The following is a 5792-nucleotide window of genomic DNA, read 5'->3' on the forward strand; positions in this document are numbered from 1 at the left end:
TGGAAAACAGCATAAGGCTTTCGGTCTTCCGGGCTCATTGACTTCCGGACCTTTCATCGCTTCATAGTTTGTTTCCGGGGCTTTGAACACTGCACTGTTCTTTCGGCTTTTTACTTTGCGCTTTCCGCTTTTGGAGCTCGTTTTTCTGTTGGCTGCGGCGATTTTCTCCAAAAAGAACCGGTTCAATACCGTTGTTTCCTAACCATCTAGCACTTATCTTTCAATCATGAACAGCAGGGTATTGGTACTAAATCAGGACAACAGCCCACTCATGGTGTGTTCGGTAGAGCGTGCCTTTATACTGGTGTTCTTAAACAAAAGCGAATTGGTGCGAACCGCGAACGGCTATAAGTTGCACTCTGTGAGTCAGAGCTTCCCGATGCCCTCTGTAATACGACTGAATCGATATGTTAACGCCCCTTACAAGGGCGTTAATCTTACCCGGCAAAATATATTCAAGCGCGATAACTATGAGTGCCAGTATTGTGGCACCAAGAAGGAGCTTACCATAGACCACGTAACACCCCGCGCCCGCGGAGGTGGCGATACCTGGATGAACCTGGTAACGGCGTGCAAAAAGTGCAACGCCAAAAAAGGCGACTATAGCCCCGAAGAAGCCAACATGCCGTTGCGCCGCAAGCCGCATAAACCCTCTTATTCAATTTTTCTGAAAGATCACATGAATGGCCAGGCAGGTGAATGGGACCCGTTTTTGACCGGCCATCATGGTCACCATTAATTTTTTTATTTCAATAATCCATGTTTAGTCTTCAACACAAAACAGCCGTCATTACGGGAGGAGGAAGTGGCATCGGCCGAGCTATTGCCACGGTATTTGCGCAGCAGGGCGCTGAAGTTTTTATTTTAGATCTCAACAAGTCAACCGCCGATGAAGCGGCCAACGCTATTATCGCGTTGGGCCATAAGGCGCGGGCGTATGCCGCCAACGTTGCAGACCAGAAGCAGATGAAAGAAACTATTGCTGCCATAGCACAAGAGGCGGGTCGCATCGATATACTGGTAAACAGTGCAGGCATCTCGCACATCGGTCGCCTCGATAATACTACCGAAGAGGATTTCGACCGTGTTTATACCGTAAATGTAAAAGGAGTATATAACGCCATGCACGCGGTTATTCACCAGATGAAACAGCAGGGTGGTGGTGTAATTTTGAACATGGCATCTATCGCCAGCAGCGTTGGTCTTAACGATCGCTTTGCCTATTCCATGAGCAAAGGTGCCGTACTCACCATGACGTTGTCGGTAGCCAAAGATTACCTGAAAGACAATATTCGTTGCAACTGTATATCTCCTGCGCGCGTGCACACCTCGTTCGTAGATAACTTTCTGGCCAAGAATTATCCCGGTCAGGAGAAAGAGATGTTCGAGAAGCTTTCCAAAACACAACCCATCGGTCGTATGGGCAAACCCGATGAAGTAGCATCACTCGCCTTATACCTCTGCTCGGATGAAGCTTCGTTCGTAACCGGAACAGACTATCCATTGGATGGAGGATTTATCAGGCTGAATAGCTGAAAGCTGACGTACACCGCTTAAAGAAGTAGAAAGCTCAGTTTGGAGTTTAGGGTTCAATGCGTAGCTTTCGAACTAGCTGCTAGCTACTAGCTGCCAGCTTCTGGCTTGTTGGTGGTGGGGTTGCTTTTTGCTTCACACTCAACGGCATATAGATTACTTGTATAAGTAGATTACACATCCGGAAGCTAGTGGCCAGAAGCCAGCAGCTTTTTACACACTCACACCTCTGGAAGCTAGTAGCTCGCAACTCGCAGCTTTCTTCACTCCCACACAGCTAGTAGCTAGCAGCTGGAAGCTAGCAGCTCTTTAAAAACTCAGTGGAATGAAACTATTACGCTTTGGAGATGTGGGCTCCGAAAAACCCGCGGTATTGATCAACAATGAAATTTTGGATGTTTCTGCTTTCGGAGAAGACTTCGGAGAGAAATTCCTGGAAACAAATGGTATTGTGCGTCTGCAAGAGTGGTTAAAGAAAAATACCCACCTGCCGAAAGTAAGCAGCGGTGCGCGTATAGGTGCGCCTATTACAAGACCATCTAAAATTATATGTGTCGGCCTGAACTATACCAAGCATGCGCTGGAGTCGCAGATGGATATACCGAAGGAGCCGATCATTTTCTTTAAATCTACTACTGCCCTGGTGGGGCCGAATGATGATCTGATCATTCCGCGCAACAGTATGAAAACGGATTGGGAAGTGGAGCTTGCTGTAGTAATCGGCAAGAAGGCAACGTATGTAGAAGAGAAAAATGCGTTGGACTATGTAGCGGGTTACTGCCTGCACAACGACTATAGCGAACGCGAGTTTCAGCTGGAACGCAACGGTCAGTGGGTAAAAGGTAAGAGCTGCGATACATTTGCTCCGCTCGGTCCGTACCTGGTAACGAAAGATGAATTGCCGAACTATAATAGCCTGCACATGTGGCTGAAGGTAAACGGCAAAACGATGCAGGACAACAATACGGACGACATGATCTTTGAAGTGCCGTTCCTGATCAGCTATATCAGCCAGTTTATGACGCTGCTTCCGGGCGATGTTATTTCTACCGGTACACCAGCGGGTGTTGGTTTGGGCTTTAAGCCTCCTATATACCTGAAAGCAGGCGATGTTATTACGCTGGGTATAGAAGGCCTTGGCGAGCAACGGCAGTTGGCGAAGGCTTGGTCTTAGGGGAGTGTTGGCCTCATCCCTTCCCTTCTCCGAGGGAGAAGGACAGCGGAAGTATTTTTTGTTTTATACTTTTTCTTCTCCAAAGGAGAGGGACAGCGGGAAAAATAATTTTATATGATTGATTCACATCAGCATTTTTGGAAATATAGTCCTGTAAAGGATGCGTGGATAACGGATGATATGCGCGTGATTCAGCGCGATTTTTTCCCGGAAGATCTGGCGCCTATATTGGCTGCTAACAACATCGATGGATGTGTAGCGGTGCAGGCTGATCAGTCAGAAGCGGAGACGCATTTTCTGCTGGAGCTTGCCGGGCAGCATGATTTTATTAAAGGTGTTGTCGGGTGGGTTGATCTGCGTGCCGATAATCTAACGGAACGGCTAGCGTATTTTTCGCAGTATAAAAAGTTGAAGGGTTTTCGCCACATTGTGCAGGGAGAACCTGCAGGCTTTATGCTCGATCCTAAATTTATAAAGGGTGTAAAAGCTCTTTCTTCGTTTCACTATACGTACGATCTGCTGCTATACCACTATCAGCTGGAGGAAGCATTGCAATTTGTGGAGCAGGTGCCTGATGTAAAAATTGTGGTGGATCATATTGCGAAACCTTCTATTCGCACGAAAGAGAAAACAAAGTGGGAGCTGAACATGGCTGCGCTCTCTACTTTTGAAAATGTTTACTGCAAGGTTTCGGGTATGGTAACGGAAGCTGACTGGAAAAACTGGAAGAAGGAAGACTTTTTTCCCTACCTCGATGAGTTACAGGAAACGTTTGGTGTGCATCGCCTGCTATACGGCTCTGACTGGCCGGTGTGCCTGGTGGCGGGCACGTATGAGCAGCAGTTATCGATTGTTCAATCGTATTTTTCTACCTTTTCGAACGATGAAAACAACCTGGTGATGGGTGAAAATGCCAGGAAGTTTTATAATCTTTAGGGATGGAATTAAATCTCGCAGACAAAATTATCATCGTAACGGGTGGTGCGAAGGGTATAGGGGAAGGTATTGTGGAGGTGCTGGCGAATGAGGGAGCGGTGCCGGTGATCGTTGGCCGCAATGAATCTGACAACCTGCAAACACTCGAAAAAACAGGAGGCAAGGGCTTCCAGGTAGCAGCCGAACTTACTGATCCTGCCGAAAACAAAAAAGCTGTTGACGCTATTCTGAAAAAGTATAATCGTATTGATGGCCTCGTAAACAATGCCGGTGTAAATGATGGCGTTGGTTTAGAGAACGGCAGTTATGAAGCGTTTATAGCTTCGCTGCACAAGAACCTGGTGCACTATTATTTAATGGCGCACTATGCGTTGCCGGCCCTGAAGCAATCGAAAGGTGCTATTGTAAATATAGGTTCCAAAACAGCGGAGACGGGGCAGGGTGGTACATCGGCCTACGCGGCATCCAACGGTGGCCGGAATGCATTAACACGTGAGTGGGCGGTAGAGCTTTTGAAATATGGCGTGCGTGTAAATGCGGTGATCGTAGCCGAATGTTTTACACCGCTCTATGAACGCTGGGTAAAAACATTGCCCGACCCGGAGCAAGCCTTGAAACGTATTTCCGATAAAATACCGCTCGGTAAACGCATGACAACTTCCGAAGAGATTGCCAACATGGTAGCCTTTTTACTTTCCGAACGTTCGAGTCACACTACCGGTCAGCTTATCTACGTAGATGGCGGCTATGTGCACCTCGATCGTGCTATAGCGTAAGTATATCTTTGCGATCTATAGCCAGTATCTTTTAAGAAGACTCAATCACTACAATCCATTATACCTATGCCTATTGTAAACACAGAAACGATCACATCCAACGAGTCGGTTACCGCCAATCGCTCGTATCTTGTCCCTTTCATTCTGGTAACGAGCTTATTCTTCCTCTGGGGTATAGCCAACATTATGAATTCCGCGCTTATCGCGCACTTTCAGCCGGTGTTTAAAATCAGTCGCGCGCAGGCATTGCTGGTGGAGACGGCTTTCTACTGCGGATATTTTACCATTGCTATACCGGCAGGTTTGTATATGGAAAAGTATAGCTATAAGAAAGGCATCATAATAGGATTGCTTCTCTATGCTGCGGGTGCTTTGTTATTTATACCAGCAGCGAAGTTGCTTACGTTTGGTTTCTTTTTGATTGCACTTTATGTTATCGCCAGCGGACTTGCTTTTTTGGAAACGGCTGCAAACCCTTATGTAACCATTCTGGGCAAACCGGAAACGGCTATACAACGCATCAATTTCTCTCAATCGTTCAATGGCCTTGCGCTGGTAGTAGGTCCGTGGGTTGCTGGTCAATTTATCTTTGCGGGTAATGAAGGTGCCATGACTACACTGGCAGAAAAACAACAAGCGGCAGAAGCGGTAATATTTCCGTATGTAGTGCTGGCCGGTGTGGTATTGTTCGTAGCGTTACTTTTCCTCATGCTGAAAATGCCGGAGCCTAACAAAGGATCGGCCTTGAAATTCAACAAAGCTATATTCAAGAAACGTCACCTGATGTTGGCTGTATTGGCGCAGATGTTTTATGTAGGCGGTCAGGTTGGTATCTGGGGTATCACGATAAATTTTGTTACCGATCTTATACCGGGCACCAGCAACGAGGTTGCTTCTAAATACTATATGGCGATTGGTACATTGCTATTTGTTTCCGGCAGATTTTTAGGTACGTGGTTCATGACGTATCTGAAAAATCACACCATGCTTGCAATCTATGGTGCGATGGTAGTGCTGCTTTGCTGCATCGGTATGTTTGCCGAAGGTAAAGTAGCAGTATATGCTTTGTTAGCAACTAACTTCTTTATGTCGATCGGGTTCCCGACTATATTTGGGTTGGGTGTTCGCGATCTTGGTGAAGACACCAAGCTGGGATCATCACTTATCATCATGTCGATTGTGGGTGGCGCTATACTTCCTCCGCTTATGGGTCTTATCGCGATTGAACATATTCAACTGTCGTTGATCGTTCCGGCGATATGTTTTGTAGTAGTCTGCTTCTACGGACTGAACGGCTATAAATTAAACCGGGCGTAAAAAAGCAGCTGGCTGCAAGCTGCCAGCTGCTAGAGGTGTGGGAGTGGGTAGGGAGT

Annotated in this window: 6 protein-coding genes; all 6 read left to right on the top strand. The window is 46.8% G+C overall.

Going from position 1 to position 5792, the window contains the following annotated elements; genetic code table 11:
• Window positions 1-226 precede the first annotated feature (226 nt).
• The 6 genes from V7Q33_RS23050 to fucP all read left to right on the top strand — a co-directional run bounded on the left by V7Q33_RS23050 (window position 227) and on the right by fucP (window position 5736).
• Entirely contained in the window at window positions 227-739 is a 513-nt protein-coding gene (locus tag V7Q33_RS23050) for an HNH endonuclease (RefSeq protein WP_331976872.1), read from the top strand.
• 20 nt (window positions 740-759) lie between these two features.
• Window positions 760-1536 carry an SDR family NAD(P)-dependent oxidoreductase gene (locus tag V7Q33_RS23055; RefSeq protein WP_333821455.1) on the top strand — a complete coding sequence of 259 codons (777 nt, stop codon included), beginning with the start codon at window positions 760-762 and terminating at the stop codon, window positions 1534-1536.
• A 322-nt stretch (window positions 1537-1858) separates the two neighbouring features.
• Complete coding sequence (locus V7Q33_RS23060) at window positions 1859-2707, top strand: fumarylacetoacetate hydrolase family protein (protein WP_333821456.1); 849 nt, start codon at window positions 1859-1861, stop codon at window positions 2705-2707.
• A 114-nt stretch (window positions 2708-2821) separates the two neighbouring features.
• Window positions 2822-3643 carry an amidohydrolase family protein gene (locus V7Q33_RS23065; protein ID WP_333821457.1) on the top strand — a complete coding sequence of 274 codons (822 nt, stop codon included), beginning with the start codon at window positions 2822-2824 and terminating at the stop codon, window positions 3641-3643.
• Window positions 3644-3645: 2 nt separating this feature from the next.
• The gene (locus V7Q33_RS23070) at window positions 3646-4419 is read left to right on the top strand and encodes an SDR family oxidoreductase (RefSeq protein ID WP_333821458.1); all 774 of its coding nucleotides are present in this window, start codon (window positions 3646-3648) and stop codon (window positions 4417-4419) included.
• A gap of 66 nt (window positions 4420-4485) precedes the next feature.
• Window positions 4486-5736 carry an L-fucose:H+ symporter permease gene (fucP, locus tag V7Q33_RS23075; RefSeq protein ID WP_333821459.1) on the top strand — a complete coding sequence of 417 codons (1251 nt, stop codon included), beginning with the start codon at window positions 4486-4488 and terminating at the stop codon, window positions 5734-5736.
• The last annotated feature ends 56 nt before the right edge of the window (window positions 5737-5792 follow it).

This window comes from Ohtaekwangia sp. (assembly GCF_036786105.1).
Lineage (GTDB): Bacteria > Bacteroidota > Bacteroidia > Cytophagales > Cyclobacteriaceae > Ohtaekwangia.

Bases quoted from the DNA above. Each gene is read 5' to 3' on its own strand.
- V7Q33_RS23060 (WP_333821456.1), top strand. From the start codon at position 1,859: ATGAAACTATTACGCTTTGGAGATGTGGGCTCCGAAAAACCCGCGGTA.
- V7Q33_RS23055 (WP_333821455.1), top strand. From the start codon at position 760: ATGTTTAGTCTTCAACACAAAACAGCCGTCATTACGGGAGGAGGAAGT.
- V7Q33_RS23070 (WP_333821458.1), top strand. From the start codon at position 3,646: ATGGAATTAAATCTCGCAGACAAAATTATCATCGTAACGGGTGGTGCG.
- V7Q33_RS23050 (WP_331976872.1), top strand. From the start codon at position 227: ATGAACAGCAGGGTATTGGTACTAAATCAGGACAACAGCCCACTCATG.
- fucP (WP_333821459.1), top strand. From the start codon at position 4,486: ATGCCTATTGTAAACACAGAAACGATCACATCCAACGAGTCGGTTACC.
- V7Q33_RS23065 (WP_333821457.1), top strand. From the start codon at position 2,822: ATGATTGATTCACATCAGCATTTTTGGAAATATAGTCCTGTAAAGGAT.